Here is an 18202-nt window from a genome sequence, read left to right on the forward strand (position 1 = left end):
CTGCGCCACCTTCGGGTGGCTTTTTTACGCTCCGATTTGTCGCGCCGCACCAAATTCTGAAAAGGCGTTTCACATCGCGGAATTTCAAACAGCAAACCCAACAATAAATGCTCTCACTTTTTGAAAATTCATTCCACATCATGAAAAATTACAATTAAGCCTTTGAAAAACAAAGAATAAATTTAAGTTATATGTCTTATATAAGACTTGAAGATCGGCGCGAATCGGCCTACTATTTAGTCATGCAGTTTGCTTCGACAAGACGTTGTGGCGCACTCGGCGATTTTCTCAAACATAGCTTTTCTTTTTAGGAGATTCACATGTCCCAATATCAAGACGACATCAAAGCTGTTGCTGGTTTGAAAGAGCAACAAGGCAGCGCCTGGAACGCCATCAATCCCGAGTCCGCCGCCCGCATGCGCGCCCAGAACAAGTTCAAGACCGGTCTGGACATTGCCCGCTACACGGCCAAGATCATGCGCAACGACATGGCCGCCTACGATGCGGACCCATCCAAGTACACCCAGTCGCTCGGCTGCTGGCATGGTTTCATCGGGCAGCAGAAGATGATCTCGATCAAGAAGCACTTCAACAGCACCGACCGCCGCTACCTCTACCTGTCCGGCTGGATGGTCGCCGCCCTGCGCTCCGAGTTCGGCCCGCTGCCAGACCAGTCGATGCATGAAAAAACCGCCGTGACCAGCTTGATCCGCGAACTGTACACCTTCCTGCGCCAGGCCGATGCCCGCGAACTGGGCGGCCTGTTCCGCCAGCTGGACGCGGCCCAAGGTGCTGAGAAGCAAGCGATCCAGGCGAAGATCGACGGCCACGTGACCCACGTCGTGCCCATCATCGCCGACATCGACGCCGGTTTCGGCAATGCCGAAGCGACCTATTTGCTGGCAAAACAGTTCATCGAAGCGGGCGCCTGCTGCATCCAGATCGAAAACCAGGTGTCCGACGAAAAACAATGCGGCCACCAGGACGGTAAAGTCACGGTGCCACATGAAGACTTCCTGGCCAAGATCCGCGCCATCCGCTACGCCTTTTTGGAACTGGGCGTGGACGACGGCATCATCGTCGCCCGCACCGATTCGCTGGGCGCCGGCCTGACCAAGCAGATCGCCGTCACCAATGAACCAGGCGACCTGGGCGACCAATACAACGCCTTCCTCGACTGCGAAGAAGTGTCGGCGGATGCGCTGGGCAATGGCGACGTCATCATCAAGCGCGAAGGCAAGCTGCTGCGTCCAAAACGCCTGCCGAGCAACCTGTTCCAGTTCCGCGCCGGTTCCGGCGAAGAGCGTTGCGTGCTCGACTGCATCACCTCGCTGCAAAACGGCGCCGACCTGCTGTGGATCGAAACGGAAAAACCGCATATCGCGCAAATCGGCGGCATGGTCAGCGAAATCCGCAAGGTCATCCCGAACGCCAAGCTGGTCTACAACAACAGCCCATCGTTCAACTGGACCCTGAACTTCCGCCAGCAGGTGTATGACATCATGAAGGCCGACGGCAAGGACGTGTCCGCCTACGAACGCACCCAGCTGATGAGCGTGGAATACGACCAGACGGAATTGGCGATCACGGCCGATGAGAAGATCCGCACCTTCCAGGCCGACTCGGCCCGCGAAGCCGGCATCTTCCACCACCTGATCACCCTGCCGACCTACCACACGGCCGCCTTGTCGACCGACAACCTGGCCAAGGAATACTTCGGCGACCAGGGCATGCTGGGCTACGTGGCCGGCGTGCAGCGCAAGGAAATCCGCCAGGGCATCGCCTGCGTGAAACATCAAAACATGTCCGGCTCGGACATCGGCGACGATCACAAGGATTACTTCAGCGGCGAAGCAGCGCTGAAGGCGGCCGGTAAAGACAACACCATGAACCAGTTCTGAGATTTTGGTTTGGCTGTAGAGTGAAAAAAACCCGCTTCGGCGGGTTTTTTTGCGTCTGCACGTTGCGAGAGGGGGATTCCAATCATGCCTGAAAACGCGCATGGATAGCTAAATTTGACGGATGCTAGATTAAAGAATACCCCCAACGATGCCCTTACCGAAAAGTTGCCTACCTGCACCATGGATTAATGCAACAAAAAATATCCATTCGAGCTAAGGATTGAAAATCCTTGTGTCGGTGGTTCGATTCCGCTCCGGGCCACCAAGAATATGCCTCACGAAACGCCAACCATCACCGGTTGGCGTTTTTGTTTGTAGAGTAGAAAGTCCTTGCGTCCGGTCTATTTCCGACCAGCGTCCCACCACATTCCCCTCCGCGAAACCGCCAGAATCATCCAATCGTCCGGAGTATCCAGCGCCTCGTCATCGTGCTGCCCACAAATGACCGAGATGCCCATGCATCCATTTGTTCTGCGTTGACCAATTTGACAATCCCCTCAGGTGTAAAACCACACCATTCCCCCGCGCCGCCACGTCCCAAGTGTCCAGCTTGGCCTTTAACAGCTGTCCAGTTTCAGCGGAATACGCACACAGACGCAGGCCATCCGAACGTTTGGTGGCTGCAAAAGTTTGGTGGCTGCAAAAGTATATTCTCTGCTCCGGATGTTGATGCAATACAATTGTATTTCCAGGTAGAACGGCATCGCGGGCGGTAGCGCAAACGAAAAGCCTACGCTCAACAACACAGGTGCCGCATGCTTCACGAATCGAACGAACTCCGACTGGGTCTTCCCGCCTTCAAGGTCGTTGATGACAGCATTGAGGTCGTATTCGATTTCTGCGCGACCGCGCCGTCTTCTGGGCGATCAGCATCCGACGACATTCTCGCTGGCTTGAACCACGTTCAACGTGAGATGCAGTCCACACAAGATCGGATCGATGAGCTGGACCAGCAGATTGACCGCCTGACCAACCATGCAGACCACATTGATAACTGGGTGGCCGTTGGAAGCGGCTTGCTGGCGGGACTGATAGATGTGTTTTGGGTAGGCGAATTCAGCTTCGAGCGTGGCAAAGCCTGGAGTAATCATGCGGTTAACGACTTCGTCATGAAGAGTGCCAAGGCGCAAGGCTACAAAGGCGAACGCCTGGATGGCGCCATCGAATTCTTGGAAAAGAAGTTTCCGCTCCCAACCGACAACATCTGGAAAAACCAAAACGCAAAAATCTCGGCCAGAAGCCATCACCTTGATGACTTGGCGCACCATCCGACGCCAATCGGCCTGTTCTTTTCTATCCTGACACAGTTTACCAAGACAGGATATTTCCAAAATAGTGAGGGCACCTTCCTGCCCATCGACATTGATGAAAACGGGTTGAAACTGATCGGCTCTGACATTCCCTCGAAGATCTTTTGCGGCACAGTCAACTGGTTTTTTCACCTTGTCAGCGATATGTCTGGCAGCAACAAGACGGCCGGCGCAGGCATGGGCATCCCCGGACCTATCGTGTCTTTGCTCAAGGAGCTCTCAACCATTCCAAGCTTGGACAAGACGGGCCTGCCAAAAAAACTCAAGGAGATTTTTGTAAACGAGCGATTCGATCTGCGCGCTGAATTGGCCGTCTTGCACGAAGTAAAACGCCAGGCAGTGCCTGTGTTGATCAACGAAGTGCTGGTACGTGCCTTTTATTTCATTAGCCGCCTGGTGACGGAGGTAAAAGCCAAAAAATCGTTCCAGGACATCGAATGGAAAAAGACGCTGCCTTGGAAAAATCGCACCATCGCGCGGATGCTCACTATCGCCACCGGTACCTTTACGGCCGTGGACCTTGCTGATGCGGCCATTCGCGCCGCACTGAAATCTGGCGGCAACTGGGGACAATTTGGCGCACAGCTGCTACTGCGCGTGAACTTCGTGGGGATTGGCCGCTTTACGGTCGCGGTGTACTCCGACGTATCGATGGGCGCACAAAGGAGCCGGGCACGTGATGAGCGCATCGCGGTGCTGAGCCAGCAACTGCACTGGGCCAATGCCAAGGTCGCCTATCTGCAGGCCGACATGTGGCAAACCGCTACGCACACCGAAACCTGCCTGCGGGAGGCCGAACAAATCATGTCCCAGTCCATGGACATCTTTGCACGTGCATGGAAAGAGAATCGCTCGTCCCTGCAGCGGATCGGGACGATGCGAACCGGCATTGAAGCCAACAACCCTGGACTTATTGACGACATTCACCAGCTCCTTAAATGGGGCTAATTAATATGACTGCTTATCCGGAAATACAGCGCGACGACAACAGGCTGCCTGAACTCATTCAGGCCCAGATCGGGAAACTCAATGAACTGGATGAGGGAGTGAAAAAAGCGCTCGCCGATGCGGAACTCGCCGAGACCAGTGCGAAAAAAGCACGCGAGCAATCAGCAGACCGAGGTTTTTTTACCGACAAGAAAAAAGCCGCCATTGAGGGGCTTCAGCAGGCGGGTATTGCACTGGCTGACGCAGTCACATCGGGCACTAAGGCTCAGAAGCTGTCTTTTGAAATGCAAAAACGGCTTGCCGATGTCACCAAATATCTCTTTACCTTGGGGGTAAGCAACATCGCCGCCAACCGCACCGTGGTGCGGGAACTGGAAATGCGCCTGCGCAGCGCTTCTGAGGAGGAGTTGTCCGAGCTGGCACGCACTGAAGTCCTATCCGTCATCAAGCAATTGAAGGAGCAGGAGGATTTGCTCCGAAAGCAAGATCAGATGGGGAGAACGCTCGGCGGGCACGATACCAAAATCAGCCTCTTGCTGGATCAGACCGATGATCTAGGGCAGGCTGTCAAAGAGCAGGTAGACCTTTACCATACTCTTGCCGAAACGGTCGGCACATTACAGCAAGAATCCGAGCGGCAGCAAGCAGATCTGTCGAGCCTTCAGAAACAGTACCTTGCACAGCAGCTCGAACTCGAAGCGCTCGGCAAAGGGCTGGTTCAGGCGGACTCTCGGACTCTAGCAGAAACCCAGGAATTGAAGCTACGGCTCCAGGATCAGCATGCCCAACAAACCACCTTTGCCAACTTGCTGAAATACTTGGAACAGTCTTCGCAATCGCGGCAGCAAGAAATCAAGGCCCTTCAGCAGCACATCTCGGCACAGCAAGAGGAGCTGGAACAGCTTAGAACCGCATCTACTCAAGCTGGTTCGCAGGCTGAGCAATCAATCGCCAGCCTGCGCTCACGCCTCAATATGCGCACCGCTCTACTGGCCATATGGGTGATGGCAATTCCTGTCGCAATCTACTTTCTGCGCTAGCGGCGTCTTGGCGCAGGGGGATCAACGATTTTGGTGCAACAACAAGTCCCGGCTTGAAAATCCTTGTGTCGGTGGTTCGATTCCGCCCTAGGCCTCAGGGACAAATCGCCGAAACAGTGAGCTTTTGGCCAAAAGCCGGGGCATCTGTTCAGACACGGTCCGGAATCGAACCGTTCTCCGGCTTAACCCTGACAAGTTCGTAGTTTGGCGCGAAGAACGCGCCGTAGAGTATGCGCACTTTCTACAGACTAGCTGCAATAGGATGATGGCGGACCATGCCGTATGCAAGTGCATTTCCATCCCGCACAATTGCATACGTCTCCTCCCATTCCGGCCATATAGCACTGGCCGCTGGCATCAAGAGCCGGACACACGTTGTAGTACGTATTCTTGCAATGGATCTTTGCTAATACGGCGCAGTCCCGGCCTATAGTCGTCAAAGATCCGAAAAATTGATGAAGGTACTATCGCCTTCAAACATTTGGTAATATCGACGCCCGACAATCGGGTACCATTGCTGAATATTAACGATGGAGGACCGATGAGATTACTTTCATTCAGAGTACGGAACTATCGCTCGATCAATGATAGCGGTGAAATTTCCGCTGCTCGCATAACTGCCCTATTAGGCCGAAACGAAAGTGGAAAATCGAACCTCCTACGGGCATTGCACAGCCTTAACCCCATTGAAGGATTCCGGGCTCTGAATCCCATAAAAGACTTTCCACGGCACAGGCGCCTAGAGGAATGCATAGACAACACACCAGTGTTGTCTACCACTTGGGAACTAAACGATGACGATAAATACGCTTTACTGGAGTTGCTTCCACGTGCCACCTCAGTGGCACAGCTAACCATCGGACGAACCTACGGTGGTATAAGAACAGTAGGATTCCCAGAATTAAAGAGCATACCTTTCGATGAAGCCGACATCAAGAACAAGGTCAAGAAAGTGGCGGCAGCAGTTCGAGCTGTAGCCCAAAAACAAGAGGATCCCACCACGCTGGATACCGCAGCCGATGTCTTTGAAACTGCAACCTCTATCACAAAAACGCGCGAGACTTGGGCGACCGTAGCTGAACCTGCGTTCAAATCTCTACGAACGACCCTGGCTGGCGCTGATGCTGAATTAACCGATAAACAGGAAGAGCTGCTCTCAGAAATCGAAGAACTGGCCGAAAACATCACGGGAGACAAAGACGCTCAGCAGAAAGCTCGAAGCTGGGCGGTTACCACTATTCCAAAATTTATCTATATCGACGAGTATCCTGATCTTGCGGGCCACCAGGACATTGCGGCCTACATACAACGGAAGTCGCAGAGTCAATTAAATGACTCGGACAAAAACTTTGAGAAGCTATGTAAAGTCGCAGGACTTGATCCAGAAGGGCTTCAGACACTACTTGGGCAGAATGATCACGAGACTCGCAATCAACTCGTCAATCGTGCCAGTGCTGTAGTGACGGCTGAAATTAAACGCCTATGGAAGGATCGCGCCCTCAAGATTCGATTCAACCTCGATGCCCACCATCTGGATACAATCATCTCTGATCCAACGAGCACTTATGACGTTGAAATTAACCTCAACGAAAGAAGTCGTGGCTTCCAATGGTTTTTTGCGTTCTACATAGCATTTTCTGCAGATACTGATGGAGGCCACGCGGAGAACGCGGTGATCCTACTCGATGAACCAGGCCTATATTTACATGCAAAGTCCCAATCCGACCTGCTACGCCACTTTGATGTTGACTTCTCCAATCAGATTCTCTATTCCACGCACTCGCCATTCATGGTGCCAACACATGCGCTCGATTCGGTGCGTACCGTTAATATTGCAGAAGGCGCTGGCACCACCGTCACAAATGACCCAACGGGCGATGCCAAGACACTTTTCCCACTTCAAGCTGCGCTTGGTTACGATCTTGCTCAGAGCCTTTTTATTGGCCCCAACAATCTGATTGTAGAGGGGGTCACAGACTTCTGGATTATGAGCGCAGTCAGCGCCTACATGATTGAAACGAATAGGACATCGCTTAATCCAACACTTACAATGACGCCAGCTGGAGGAGCTCAGAAGGTCTCATACATGGTCGCGCTGCTGACATCCGAGTCACTAAATGTTTTGGTTCTACTCGACACCGAGCGAGACTCCAAAGCTACCAAGGCTGAGTTGCTGAAGTCGAGGCTCATTCGCGAGCAAAACGTCGTCTTCGTGTCAGAAGCATTTTCTCCAGCTCCAAATGAGGCCGATATTGAGGATCTTCTAGACCCAGCAATCTACGAATCCTTAGTGACAGAGAGCTACAGCGCTGAGTTGAAGGGCAGGACTTTAAGTCTCAACGCGAACATCCCACGGATTGCGAGGCGAATTGAAACAGGATTAAGCGATCTAGGCATCGCATTTCACAAAACCAGACCAACGCGCTTATTTCTTAAGAAGATGGCCTCAGAGCCGGAGAAAATATTGTCGGATCAAAGTCTAATCCAATTCGAGACGTTATTTGAATTAATAAATAGCCGATTGGACAAGCAGGTATCGCGGGGAAATAAGCCTTTCGAGGTATAAGTAGGCCACGTCGAACGATCCAGCCAGAATGCTGCCTCTTTCATGAGTGAATATTCCGTATTCCGGAGAACGTGGTCAGTCGTCATGGTCTCGTGCCCACTTACTCCGGAAGATACTCACACAGCGTGCCAGGGTCAGGTCCGCCATTCGGACACGGACTGATGCATTGGACGCCGTAGAAGCTCGCTCAGTCGAAACCTAATTAGAACCACAAACGCGCGCCTACGGCGCGCGAGGCTGCCGCGTAGCGGCAGCAGTCAGTCGATTCGGAGAGGGCCGGGCCGGTAGGCCCGACCCTTCGAATCCCCCGCGCAGGGCGCGCAGGCGCCCTGCTTCTCTCCGCGTACAGACGAAAAAAAAGCTACCCGAGGGTAGCTTTTTCTTTTTCGTCTTTGGCGGAGAGAGGGGGATTCGAACCCCCGATAGAGTATTACCCTATACACGCTTTCCAGGCGTGCGCCTTCAGCCGCTCAGCCATCTCTCCTGAAGGCAATGCGTGCGTCTTGCTTGCTCACATTGCGTACTGCATATCGCTTGTCGCGAAGCCGCAGATTATAGCAAAGATTCTACGGACTGCCAAAGTTATTTACCCTGGAGTAAAAGTAGCGCCATACAGTAACCCGGCAAGGGCCGGGGTCGGACCCTGAGGGTCCGACCCCGGATGTTGGTTTGGGTTTCGGCTACCCAAGCAACATCAGGACGTTTCTTTCAGCTGATCCAGAATCGCCGGGTTTTCCAGGGTCGACACGTCTTGCGTGATCGTCTCGCCCTTGGCTAGCACGCGCAGCAGGCGGCGCATGATTTTGCCGGAGCGGGTTTTCGGCAGGTTGTCGCCGAAACGGATTTCCTTCGGTTTCGCGATCGGGCCGATTTCCTTGCCGACCCAGTTGCGCAGCTCCAGCGCCAGTCGTTTCGCTTCCTCGCCCGTCGGACGCGCTTGCTTGAGCACCACGAAGGCGCAGATCGATTCGCCTGTCGTGTCGTCCGGACGGCCCACCACGGCCGCTTCGGCCACCAGCGGGTTGGCTACCAGGGCCGATTCGATTTCCATCGTGCCCATGCGGTGGCCCGACACGTTCAAGACGTCATCGATGCGGCCCGTGATGGTGAAGTAGCCCGTTTCCTTGTTGCGGATGGCACCGTCGCCTGCCAGGTACATCTTGCCGCCCAGTTCTTCCGGGAAGTAGCTGGACTTGAAGCGCTCTGGGTTGTTCCAGATCGTGCGGATCATCGATGGCCATGGGCGCTTTACCACCAGGATGCCGCCCTGGCCATTCGGCACATCCTGGCCCGCTTCGTCGACGATGGCGGCCATGATGCCTGGCAATGGCAGGGTGCAGGAACCGGGCACCATCGGCGTGGCGCCTGGCAGCGGGGTGATCATGTGGCCACCCGTTTCCGTTTGCCAGAAGGTATCGACAATCGGGCATTTCTCGCCGCCGATATGCTTGTAGTACCACATCCACGCTTCCGGATTGATCGGTTCGCCAACCGTACCCAGCAGGCGCAGGCTGGTCAGGTCGTAGTTGCTAGGATGGACTTTCGGGTCCACGTCGGCTGCCTTGATCAGCGAACGGATGGCCGTCGGCGCCGTGTAGAAGATGCTGACGTTGTGCTTCTTGATGGTTTCCCAGAAGCGGCCCGCGTTCGGGTAGGTCGGGATGCCTTCGAACACCACTTGCGTGGCGCCAACGGCCATCGGGCCATACGCGATGTAGCTGTGGCCCGTCACCCAGCCGATGTCGGCCGTGCACCAGAACACGTCGTTGGGCTTGATGTCGAAACTCCACTTCATCGTCAGCGCGGCCCACAGCAGGTAGCCGCCGCTCGAATGCTGCACGCCCTTCGGCGTGCCCGTCGAACCGGAGGTGTACAAGATAAACAGTGGATGCTCGGCATCGACCCATTCCGGCTCACATTGCGCGCTCTGGCCTTCGACCAGGTCGTGCAGCCACGTGTCGCGGCCGGCCACCATCGGCAAGTCGCTGCCCGTGCGCTTGTAGACGATGACGTTTTTCACGCACTCGCAGCCGCCCAGCGCCAGCGCTTCGTCGACGATGGATTTCAGTGGCAGCTTCTTGCCGCCGCGCAATTGCTCATCGCCCGTGATGACGGCGACGGCGCCCGCGTCGATGATGCGTTCCTGCAAGGATTTTGCCGAGAAGCCGCCGAAGACGACGGAGTGGGTGGCGCCGATGCGCGCACACGCTTGCATTGCGGCAACGCCTTCGACGGACATCGACATATAGATGATGACGCGGTCACCTTTGGCGATACCTTTGGATTTCAGGCCGTTGGCGAACTTGCAGACTTTTTCGTGCAGCTCTTTGTACGTTGCCTTCGTGACAGTGCCATCGTCCGCTTCGAAGATGATCGCCGTCTTGTCGCCCAGTCCATTTTCGATGTTCCGGTCCAGGCAGTTATAGGACACGTTCAGCAGGCCGTCTTCGAACCACTTGTAGAACGGGGCGTTGTCTTCGTTCAGGGTACGGGTGAACGGCTTTTTCCAGCTCAGGTTTTCGCGCGCCAGCTTGGCCCAGAAGCCTTCGTAGTCGCGTTCGGCATCGGCCACCATGGCGCGGTAAGCGTCCATGCCGGAAATCGTTGCCTGTGCGGCAAATGCTGCCGACGGTTCAAATACGCGCGACTCTTCCGGTCCCTGCTGCTCAGTGCCCTGCCCTTGGTTCTCTATAGCGGCCATGCTAGTCTCCAGTGTAGTAATTGTTTGTTAACACAATATGCCTGCTGTCTTACGGACGCCTTACATGCAGCGTTTTCCTCGATCCATTCTAACCATAATCGCCACTGGCGACGGGCGTCAAGCGTACGCCGTCCAGCCTTCAGGATGAAAAACCGACAACACCGAAACTACTTGATGCCGCTTTGTGTTTCATCAAAGCCAAGAATCCAAATCGAGGGTATGCGCAGTGATCGGCAGCAAGTGTAAAATGTCGGGCATACCAAAAATTGGTATTTACCCCCAGGAAACTCCAGATGATCGACCATTCACAAAAACCCAAACATAGCAAACTGCACCCCCTGTCCGCCTTCATCTTCATGTCGCGCTGGCTGCAGCTGCCGCTGTACCTGGGCCTGATCCTCGCCCAATGCGTGTACGTATTTCATTTCTGGGTGGAACTGTCGGACCTGATCGGCGCCGTGTTCGGCAATGACGCGGCCCTGCAGCACGTCTTGACGGCCGTGGCCGTACCGGGCGGCGCCCTGCCGACCAAGCTCAATGAAGCGACCATCATGCTGGTGGTGCTGGGCTTGATCGATGTGGTCATGATCTCGAACCTGTTGATCATGGTCATCATCGGCGGCTACGAAACGTTTGTCTCGCGCATGCACCTCGATGACCATCCGGACCAGCCGGAATGGCTGTCGCATGTGAATGCATCCGTGCTGAAAACGAAACTGGCGATGGCCATCATCGGCATTTCGTCCATCCACCTGCTGAAGACCTTCATCAACGCCAACTCGTACAAGATCGAAGTGATCATCGCGCAAACGTCCATCCACATCGTTTTCATCCTGTCGGCGATGGCGATTGCGTACACGGACCGCATCATGACGGTGACGCAGAACCAGGCGCGAGCACCCCACTAAGTTCTGGCGCTCCTATATTGATTGACAAACAGCAAACAGCAAACAGCATCAAAGTCTTACCCTTCTTATCCACCGCGAGAACACCATGACTGTCATAAAGCAAGAAGACCTGATCGAATCCGTCGCCGCAGCGTTGCAGTACATTAGCTACTACCACCCTGCTGATTACATCGAGCACCTGGCGCGCGCCTACGCGGCCGAGCAAAGCCCGGCGGCAAAAGATGCGATCGCGCAAATCCTGACCAACTCGCGCATGTGCGCGGAAGGCAAGCGTCCTATCTGCCAGGACACGGGTATCGTCAACGTCTTCCTGAAAATCGGCATGGGCGTGCGCTTCGAAGGTTTCAGCGGCACAGTCACCGACGCCGTCAACGAAGGCGTGCGCCGCGCGTACAACTTCGACGACAACAAGCTGCGCGCCTCCATCGTGGCCGACCCGCATTTCGACCGCAAGAACACCAAGGACAACACGCCAGCCGTGGTGCACATGGAACTGGTCGAAGGCAATACCGTCGACGTGAAAGTCGCTGCCAAGGGCGGCGGCTCGGAAAATAAATCCAAGATGATCATGATGAATCCATCCGATTCGCTGGTGGACTGGGTCATGAAAACCGTGCCAACGATGGGCGCCGGCTGGTGCCCGCCTGGCATGCTGGGCATCGGCATCGGCGGCACGGCCGAAAAAGCCATGCTGATGGCAAAAGAGGTGTTGATGGAAGACATCGACATGTTTGAGCTGAAACAACGCGGCCCGCAGAATAAACTGGAAGAGTTGCGTATCGAGCTTTGCGACAAGATCAACTCGCTGGGCATCGGCGCGCAAGGCCTGGGCGGCCTGACGACCGTGCTCGACGTGAAAATCATGATGCACCCGACGCACGCCGCGTCGAAGCCTGTCGCCATGATCCCGAACTGCGCCGCCACGCGCCACGGCCACTTCGTGCTCGACGGCTCCGGCCCTGCCTACATGACGCCGCCATCGCTGTCGTCGTGGCCGGAAGTGCACTGGACGCCGGACACGGAAAAATCCAAGCGCGTCGACCTGAATACCCTGACGAAAGAAGAAGTCGCTTCGTGGACGCCGGGCCAGACCTTGCTGTTGAACGGCAAGATGCTGACGGGCCGCGATGCCGCGCACAAGCGCATCCAGGACATGCTGGCCCGCGGCGAGGAATTGCCGGTCGACTTTAAAAACCGCGTGATCTACTACGTTGGTCCGGTTGACCCTGTGCGCGACGAAGCCGTCGGCCCGGCCGGTCCGACCACCGCCACGCGCATGGATAAGTTCACCGACATGATGCTGGAAAAAACGGGCTTGATCGCCATGATCGGCAAGGCCGAGCGTGGCCCGGTCGCCATCGAATCGATCCAGAAGCACCAGTCGGCCTATTTGATGGCCGTGGGCGGCGCCGCCTACCTGGTGTCGAAAGCCATCAAGCACGCCAAGGTGCTGGGCTTTGCCGACATGGGCATGGAAGCGATCTACGAATTCGACGTCGTCGACATGCCGGTGACGGTGGCCGTGGATGCGAAGGGCACTTCGGTGCACAACACGGGTCCGAAAGAGTGGCAGGCGAAGATCGAGCAACTCAGTAGCGTCAGCAAGATTCCCGTGACGGTCGCTTAAACAAGCTCTACCATAGACGCCGCGCGGCAACATCAGCGCGGCGTTTTTTTATCTCCTTCGGCTTTATATGACTTCTATTGCAAGCAGTGCCCGCCCAGACGCACCCATCGGCATTTTTGATTCCGGCGTGGGCGGCCTGTCGGTGCTGCGCCATATCCGCGCGCAACTGCCGCAGGAAGACCTGATGTACTTTGCCGACTCCGCATATGCGCCATACGGCGACAAGACGGAACAGCAAGTGGTCGACCGTTCGCTGGCGATCACCGCCTTCTTATTGCAGCAAGGCGCGAAAGCACTGGTGGTGGCGTGCAACACGGCCACCATCGCCGCCATCAAGGCGCTGCGCGCGCGCTACCCGGACCTGCCCATCGTCGGCGTCGAGCCGGGCTTGAAACCAGCGGCGGCCATCAGCCGCAATGGCAAGATCGCCGTGCTGGCCACGGAACGCGCCTTGCGCGGCGACAAGCTGCTGGCCCTGCGCGAGCAGGTAAGCGCCGCCACGGGCGCCACGTTCATCTTGCAGCCCTGCATCGGCCTGGCCGACCGCATCGAGCAGTGCGAGCTGGGCCACGACCCGGTCGATGCCACCAGCGCCATGCTGGAGCGCTACATCGCGCCCATGCTGGCGCAGGGCGTCGATACCCTGGTGCTGGGCTGCACGCACTACCCGTTCGTACAGGACGCCATCGTCCGAACGGTGCGCGCGCATACGCAGGAACCAATCACCCTGGTCGACACCGGCGACGCCGTGGCGCGCCAGCTGGCCCGCCTGCTGGACGCGGCAAGTCTGCGCCGCATCGACAACAACGCACCACGACTGCAGGGCTACACGACGGCCAAGGTCGAGTCCTTGGCGAAAGCCTTCGCCGGTTTGCTGGACTTGCAGCCGCCCGTCGAACACCTGTCCGTGTGAGCAGCGTGAGCAAAAGCGACCGTTTTCATGCAATCTTTCGATTCTTTAAAAAAGACTGCATTTAGATTTGCCACTTCGCCGAGTTCTTTGTATAATTCGGCACCTGTTCAGCAAAACAGCTAAACAGGTAAGTAAGACAGTGGTGGCTGTAGCTCAGTTGGTAGAGTCCAGGATTGTGATTCCTGTTGTCGTGGGTTCGAGCCCCATCAGCCACCCCACAGAATTAGTAGTAAATTAAAGGGTTACACGCTTCGGCTTGTAACCCTTTTTTCATTCCAGCGCACCTGCATGAGGCAACTTCAGTCCTCTGCTCCCGCAACATGTCCTCCGAAGGCAATCCGAGCTTCGACACCATTTTGAAGGTGACGCATGCACTCGGCTTGCAATTTCGCGCCGCTGCGCTGAACACCCGAGCACTCATCAGCCGGGGCAGCAGAAAACCTACCCCGCCAGCACCGACTGCACCGTCGTCGCCAGGTCTTCCAGGCGCACGGGTTTCACGAGGAAGTGGCGGAAGCCCACGGCCAGCGCGTCGTCCATATACATGGGCAGGCTGTGGCCGGTGACGGCGATCAGCACGGCGTTGGCCGTCTCGGGATGGTGGTGCAGGCGGCGGCCGATTTCGATGCCGCTGATGCCGGGCATTTCAATGTCGAGGTAGACGGCGTCGGGCACGCATAGCTTGACTTGCTCGACGGCCATCTGCCAGTTGCGCACCACCACCGCGCTATGCCCCAGCGCTTCGAGCAGCATGGCCAACGATTCGCCCACTTCCTGGTTGTCGTCGACCACCAGCAGATTAAGTTTGCGCGCAGCACTTGCCGGCTGGTCGCCCTGGCGGCGTTCCACGGGGGGATTGCCTGATGTCGTTTCAGTTGTCTGGCTCATTGTACGTTCACGTCTGACGGCTGCAAAAGCGGCAGTATACAAGAAGCACGCACAATGCCGCCGCACCCCAGCAATGGTGCCAAGCGGCAATCCTTGCGTTCCGCTGTACCGCATCAACAACACTTCCTTCCATGTCCCGGCGAAAGCCACTTCTACGCAGTATGCGCAATTGACGGATAAAATGAGAATCATTATCATTCTTATCCCCTTGCGCCGGATGTTCACGCCACGATGTTGTCGCGCCGCCTGATTACCCGCGCAAGCATTGTCACTACGGAGATCCATGCATGGCCGCCACACTTTCCCCACTGCCCTTTTCGCTGCGCCCGTGCGCGCTGGCCATTGCGCTCGCCTGCCTGGGCACTTCCCTTGCCGCGCAGGCACAAGACGCCAATACGGCTGATAACGCCGGTCCCATCCTGGAATCCATCCAGGTCAGCAGCAACCTGCTGGGCACCAGCATGGCCGCCAGTACGAAAAATTTCGCCGGCGCGCGCACGGTGGTGCAAAAGGATGACATCGAAAACTCGGGCGCGACCAGCCTCAGCGACGTGATGCGCCGCATACCCGGCGTGCAGATCAGCGACAACTCGGGCAGCGCCGGCAGTGCCATCTCCCTCAATATCGGTGTGCGCGGCCTGGCCGGGCGCTACTCGCCGCGCAGCACGGTTTTACTCGATGGCATCCCGATGTCGGTGGCGCCGTATGGCCAGCCGCAACTGTCGTTCGCGCCCGTCAGCCTGGCCAACGTCGAGACGGTCGACGTGGTGCGCGGCGGCGGCGCCGTGCGCTTCGGCCCGCAAAACGTGGGCGGCATCATCAACTTCAAGACGCGCCGCGTGCCCACCACGCCAGGCATCACGGGCGACGCCACCGTGCGCCATAACACCTACAGCGAAGTGGGCCATAACACGCAGGCCAGCGTCTTTGCCGGCACCCAGCTCGACAGCGGCCTGGGCCTGGCGGTGCTGTACTCGGGCATCCGCGGCAGCGACTGGCGGGTGGGCAGCGATGAAAAAGTCAACGATTTCGCCCTCAAATTCCGCTACGACCTGAGCCCCACGGCCGAGGTGTATGGCAAGCTGTCTTACTACGACGTGACGTCGCGCACGCCGGGCGGCCTGACCGCCGCGCAGTACAAGGCGGACCCGTTCCAGAACACGCGCCCCACCGACTACTGGAGCGGCGAGCGCAAGGCTGTCGACATCGGCTACCTGAATGCCCTGTCCGGCACGCAGGAAGTGGAAGTGCGCGCCTATTACAACAAGAGCTCGCGCGAAAGCACCCTGATCAGCAAAGAAAACCTGGGCCACCAGCCGCGCAACTATGAAACGACGGCCATCGAGCCCCGCTACACGCAGCGCTTCATCACGGGCAAGGTCTCGCAGGACGTCACCGTCGGCTACCGCTACCTGGCCGAGCGGGCCGACGAGGCCATCTACAACGTCGTCATCGCCAGCGGCGTGCAACAAAAGCCGACGCGCTTTGCCGACAACGCCACCAATGCACAGGCCGTGTATATCGACGACAAGATCGCCATCGGCGCCTGGCGCATCACGCCGGGCGTGCGCTATGAACACATCAAGACGGTGCGCTACAACCACTTGCCGGTCGACCAGAAGATCGAATTACTCAACAACAAGGCCCTGCCCTCGCTGAACGTGGCCTACCTGCTCAACAACAACGTGACCCTGTTCGGCAACTACAACAGCTCGTTTGGCGCAGTGCAAAATACGCAGCTCAATGCGCAGTCCAGCAAGAACCCGCTGCAGCCGGAACTGGCGAAAACAGCCGAACTGGGCGCGCGCTGGAAGAGCGGCCAGCTGTCGGCCGAAGCAACCTTGTTCAACATCAAGTTCGACAACCAGATCCAGTCCGTGGGCAGCGGCGAGAACGCCGTGTTCTACAACGTGGGCGCCACGCATCACCGTGGCCTGGAAACGGCCATCGACTACCACTTCGACCAGTCCGGCCCGCTAGCCGGCTTGAACGCCTACGCCACCTACGCCCACACCAAGGCCACCCTGCAAGATGGCGTGAACGCGGGCAATGACGTGCCTTTCTATTCGCGCAACACGGACACCGTCGGCGCCCACTACCAGCTGGGCGCCTGGGGCTTCGACCTGTCGAGCAGCCACCAGAGCCGCCAGTTCGCCGACGACGCCAACAGCGTGGCAGAAAACCCGGCCGGCAACCTGGGCGTGATCCCGGGCTTCCGTACCTGGAACACGCAAGTGAAATGGACAGTGCCGGGCCAGAAAGGCCTGGAACTGGTCGCCGGCGTCAACAACTTCAGCGACAAGCGCTACTTCACGCGCACGTCGGATGGCAACCTGGGCAAGCTGGTGGGCGCACCACGCATGGTCTACCTGCAGGGACGCCTGGCGTTCTGATACGCCGATCCCCGCGCGCGGCGCTGCCTATCGAATCGATACGTCGCCACCTATGCCTACGGCATGAAAAAAACCTGCTTCGTTGTTGTAACGATGCAGGTTTTTTTACGCCCCGATGTCACAAAAATACTGTGGTGCAAGCAGCGCCAAGGCACAGTTCGCTCTGGAGCGACGTTGCAATTCATTCACCATGGAAATAAATTGCCTTGTAGATATAAATGATTTCACAATTGCATTTATTTTTATCAAGCATGTGTTCTTTATGTGAGTTTTAGTGATATTCTTTAAATGTCATTTAGGAAATCAAATTGATTTTTAACCAACTAAAACGGATCGCTTATGAAAACGCCTGCCACTCTCTTCAAGATCGCCGCACTGGCCGCACTGGCCACCGCTGGCGCCGCCAATGCCGCGACCGAACTGGTGGTCAACGGCAGTTTCGAAAGCAATGTCATTGCCTCGCCCTACGCACAGTTGAGCGCTGTAACGGGCTGGACTTCGTCCGTCAGCGGCGATACGGCCTTTGAAATCCAGAAAGGCGCCACGCAAGGCGGCCAGAGCGGTTTCAACCCCGTCGCCGCCGATGGCACGCAATACCTGGAACTCAATACCGAAAGCCTGTCGTCGCTGTCGCAATCGATCGCCACCACGGCTGGCGGCACGTATGCGCTGTCGTTTGCCTATTCGGGCCGTCCCGACACGCCGGGCGGTGCGAGCAGCCTGATGAATGTGTACTGGGGCTCTACCCTGCTGACACCCACGGCCCTGGTCGGCAACACGGGCGGTGTCTGGCAAAGCTACAGCCAGAACCTGACGGCACTGGATAGCTCGACAGTGCTGCGCTTCGAATCGATCGGCCCCGTCTCCGCGCCCACGTACGGCTCCTACCTGGACAATGTCTCCGTGATGGCCGCCGTGCCAGAACCGGAAACCTACGCCATGATGCTGCTGGGCCTGGGTTTGCTGGGTTTCATGGCACGCCGCAAGAGCGCCGCCTGAATCTGAAC

11 protein-coding genes and 2 tRNA genes are annotated in these 18202 nt (G+C 56.9%); 10 read left to right on the forward strand and 3 right to left on the reverse strand.

The window, feature by feature from the left end:
- Window positions 1–320: 320 nt before the first annotated feature.
- The 4 genes from ACQ4WN_RS05475 to ACQ4WN_RS05490 all read left to right on the forward strand — a co-directional run bounded on the left by ACQ4WN_RS05475 (window position 321) and on the right by ACQ4WN_RS05490 (window position 7765).
- Entirely contained in the window at window positions 321–1901 is a 1581-nt protein-coding gene (locus ACQ4WN_RS05475) for an isocitrate lyase (protein ID WP_101484104.1), read from the forward strand.
- Between the two features lie 755 nt (window positions 1902–2656).
- Window positions 2657–4159 carry a hypothetical protein gene (locus ACQ4WN_RS05480; RefSeq protein ID WP_338680962.1) on the forward strand — a complete coding sequence of 501 codons (1503 nt, stop codon included), beginning with the start codon at window positions 2657–2659 and terminating at the stop codon, window positions 4157–4159.
- Between the two features lie 5 nt (window positions 4160–4164).
- The gene (locus ACQ4WN_RS05485; RefSeq protein ID WP_436550607.1) at window positions 4165–5199 is read left to right on the forward strand and encodes a coiled-coil domain-containing protein; all 1035 of its coding nucleotides are present in this window, start codon (window positions 4165–4167) and stop codon (window positions 5197–5199) included.
- Between the two features lie 766 nt (window positions 5200–5965).
- Entirely contained in the window at window positions 5966–7765 is a 1800-nt protein-coding gene (locus ACQ4WN_RS05490) for an ATP-dependent nuclease (RefSeq protein ID WP_495542758.1), read from the forward strand.
- A gap of 393 nt (window positions 7766–8158) precedes the next feature.
- Here the strand turns inward: ACQ4WN_RS05490 and ACQ4WN_RS05495 are convergent.
- Window positions 8159–8249 (reverse strand) — tRNA-Ser (locus tag ACQ4WN_RS05495).
- Window positions 8250–8459: 210 nt separating this feature from the next.
- Window positions 8460–10466, reverse strand: coding sequence for an acetate--CoA ligase (gene acs, locus ACQ4WN_RS05500; protein WP_436550609.1), 2007 nt, complete (start codon window positions 10464–10466; stop codon window positions 8460–8462).
- 293 nt (window positions 10467–10759) lie between these two features.
- Here acs and ACQ4WN_RS05505 point away from each other — a divergent pair, with 293 nt between their 5' ends.
- The 4 genes from ACQ4WN_RS05505 to ACQ4WN_RS05520 all read left to right on the forward strand — a co-directional run bounded on the left by ACQ4WN_RS05505 (window position 10760) and on the right by ACQ4WN_RS05520 (window position 14132).
- A complete protein-coding gene (locus tag ACQ4WN_RS05505; protein ID WP_436550610.1) occupies window positions 10760–11374 on the forward strand; it encodes a YqhA family protein in 615 nt (204 codons plus the stop codon).
- 85 nt (window positions 11375–11459) lie between these two features.
- Complete coding sequence (locus tag ACQ4WN_RS05510; protein ID WP_436550611.1) at window positions 11460–13001, forward strand: fumarate hydratase; 1542 nt, start codon at window positions 11460–11462, stop codon at window positions 12999–13001.
- 67 nt (window positions 13002–13068) lie between these two features.
- Complete coding sequence (gene murI / locus ACQ4WN_RS05515; RefSeq protein ID WP_436550612.1) at window positions 13069–13914, forward strand: glutamate racemase; 846 nt, start codon at window positions 13069–13071, stop codon at window positions 13912–13914.
- Window positions 13915–14056: 142 nt separating this feature from the next.
- Window positions 14057–14132 (forward strand) — tRNA-His (locus ACQ4WN_RS05520).
- 223 nt (window positions 14133–14355) lie between these two features.
- On the opposite strand, the gene ACQ4WN_RS05525 is transcribed toward ACQ4WN_RS05520, so the two are convergent.
- On the reverse strand, window positions 14356–14802 hold the full coding sequence (locus ACQ4WN_RS05525) for a response regulator (protein ID WP_436550613.1): 447 nt from the start codon (window positions 14800–14802) through the stop codon (window positions 14356–14358).
- 287 nt (window positions 14803–15089) lie between these two features.
- Between ACQ4WN_RS05525 and ACQ4WN_RS05530 the strand changes: the two genes are divergently transcribed.
- Entirely contained in the window at window positions 15090–17195 is a 2106-nt protein-coding gene (locus ACQ4WN_RS05530) for a TonB-dependent receptor family protein (protein ID WP_436550614.1), read from the forward strand.
- A 339-nt stretch (window positions 17196–17534) separates the two neighbouring features.
- Complete coding sequence (locus ACQ4WN_RS05535; RefSeq protein WP_436550615.1) at window positions 17535–18194, forward strand: FxDxF family PEP-CTERM protein; 660 nt, start codon at window positions 17535–17537, stop codon at window positions 18192–18194.
- Window positions 18195–18202 lie beyond the last annotated feature (8 nt).

The organism is Janthinobacterium pasteuri (assembly GCF_051380775.1).
Taxonomy (GTDB): domain Bacteria; phylum Pseudomonadota; class Gammaproteobacteria; order Burkholderiales; family Burkholderiaceae_D; genus Janthinobacterium.

Coding starts and splice junctions, on each gene's coding strand:
- acs (WP_436550609.1), bottom strand. CDS start 10,466: ATGGCCGCTATAGAGAACCAAGGGCAGGGCACTGAGCAGCAGGGACCG.
- ACQ4WN_RS05475 (WP_101484104.1), top strand. CDS start 321: ATGTCCCAATATCAAGACGACATCAAAGCTGTTGCTGGTTTGAAAGAG.
- ACQ4WN_RS05525 (WP_436550613.1), bottom strand. CDS start 14,802: ATGAGCCAGACAACTGAAACGACATCAGGCAATCCCCCCGTGGAACGC.
- ACQ4WN_RS05480 (WP_338680962.1), top strand. CDS start 2,657: ATGCTTCACGAATCGAACGAACTCCGACTGGGTCTTCCCGCCTTCAAG.
- ACQ4WN_RS05505 (WP_436550610.1), top strand. CDS start 10,760: ATGATCGACCATTCACAAAAACCCAAACATAGCAAACTGCACCCCCTG.
- ACQ4WN_RS05485 (WP_436550607.1), top strand. CDS start 4,165: ATGACTGCTTATCCGGAAATACAGCGCGACGACAACAGGCTGCCTGAA.
- murI (WP_436550612.1), top strand. CDS start 13,069: ATGACTTCTATTGCAAGCAGTGCCCGCCCAGACGCACCCATCGGCATT.
- ACQ4WN_RS05535 (WP_436550615.1), top strand. CDS start 17,535: ATGAAAACGCCTGCCACTCTCTTCAAGATCGCCGCACTGGCCGCACTG.
- ACQ4WN_RS05510 (WP_436550611.1), top strand. CDS start 11,460: ATGACTGTCATAAAGCAAGAAGACCTGATCGAATCCGTCGCCGCAGCG.
- ACQ4WN_RS05530 (WP_436550614.1), top strand. CDS start 15,090: ATGGCCGCCACACTTTCCCCACTGCCCTTTTCGCTGCGCCCGTGCGCG.